Genomic DNA, 1,375 nt, shown 5'->3' with positions numbered 1-1,375 from the left:
GGTCCGCCCGGCGCGCGGACCGGGCCGCGCTCACTGCGCGGGACCGGCGGGCTGGCCGCCCGGTCGCGCGGCGGGGCTCGGGTGGAACGTCATCCGGAACTTGCCGATCTGGACCTCGTCGCCGGCGCGCAGCACGGCGGAGTCGATCCGCTCCCGGTTCACGTACGTGCCGTTGAGGGAGCCCACGTCGCGCACCACGAAGTCGTCGAGCTCGCGGACGAACTCGGCGTGCTTGCGGGAGACGGTCACGTCGTCCAGGAAGATGTCGGCGCTCGGGCTGCGACCGGCGACGGTCCGCTCGGCGTCGAGCAGGAACCGCGCACCGGAGCTCGGGCCGCGCTGCATCACGAGCAGCGCCGAGGTGCGCGGCAGCGCCTGCACGGCCGCGGCCTGCTCGGCGGTGAGGCCGACCGGACCCGCCGGCTCCGCGTCCAGCGCGCCCAGCGAGCCGAAGCTGATGGTGGTGTCGGGAGCCGCCGAGATGGGCGCCCCGTCGGGCGCGGCCGGGCGCGGCTCGCCGCCCGGCACCTGCTGCTCGTCGCTCATGACACCCTCCCAGACCTGCTCATCCGTGGCCCCGACCTGCACCGGGGTCCCGGACAGCCTAAGCGCCCGGAGGACCTGAGCACACCCCGCCGACCGGGTGTCGGCCGGTGCTCAGCCCTCGCCGGACGTCTCCGGCTCGGCGTACTGCGGGTCCGGCACGTCCCGGGTGGCGGTGACCTCGACGTGGTCCTCGGTCGACACCGTCGCCGTCCCGCCGTCGATCTGCACCTTGGCGACGGCCCCGCCGGGGATCGCGAGCGCGGTCGACATGGTGCCGGGCTCCCCGATCGCGACCCACCGGTACGGCGGCGAGACCGGCGCCCCGTCCACCTCGATGCCGTCGTCCGTGCTCAGCACGTAGGACGACGCGGTCAGCCGCTGGTCGTTCAGCTGGATCGCCTCGGCGCCCGAGTTGCGCAGCTCCTCCAGCAGGTTGAGCAGCGTGAGGGCCGACACCGACCGGGACGGGTCGGACACCGTCACCGTGATGCCGGGGCCCTCCGCGGGCAGCCGGCCGGACAGGATCCCCTGCGCCGCCGCGCTGCGGGTCGCCGCCTCGAGGGCCGCCTCGCGGCTGGACCCCGCGGACTGCAGCTCCGTGCGGGTGCGCTCCAGCTCGGTCACCTGCTCCTGGAGGTCGTCGGCCTGCCGGGTCGTCTGGTCCAGCAGCGACACCAGCTCGGACTCCCGCATGACCGTCAGGCTCTCGGTGTCCGTCTGCCGCACCTGGACGGCGATCGCGAAGCCGAGCGCGACGCACAGGACGCCCGTCAGGGCCTGGGCGCGGCTGGCGCGCCCTCGGGCCCGCGCTGCGCCCGCGCGCCACCCG

2 protein-coding genes are annotated in these 1,375 nt (G+C 75.6%); both read right to left on the bottom strand.

Translation table 11 applies throughout. The features are described from left to right. Positions 1-30: 30 nt before the first annotated feature. Complete coding sequence (locus FA014_RS19445; RefSeq protein WP_154731242.1) at positions 31-546, bottom strand: FHA domain-containing protein; 516 nt, start codon at positions 544-546, stop codon at positions 31-33. Between the two features lie 111 nt (positions 547-657). Beyond that, positions 658-1,375 (bottom strand): DUF881 domain-containing protein (locus FA014_RS19440; RefSeq protein WP_154731241.1); only part of this gene is annotated, 718 nt, incomplete at its 5' end.

The organism is Cellulomonas hominis (genome assembly GCF_005239125.1).
Lineage (GTDB): Bacteria > Actinomycetota > Actinomycetes > Actinomycetales > Cellulomonadaceae > Cellulomonas > Cellulomonas hominis_A.
This window is presented reverse-complemented; position numbering and strand designations above follow the sequence as displayed.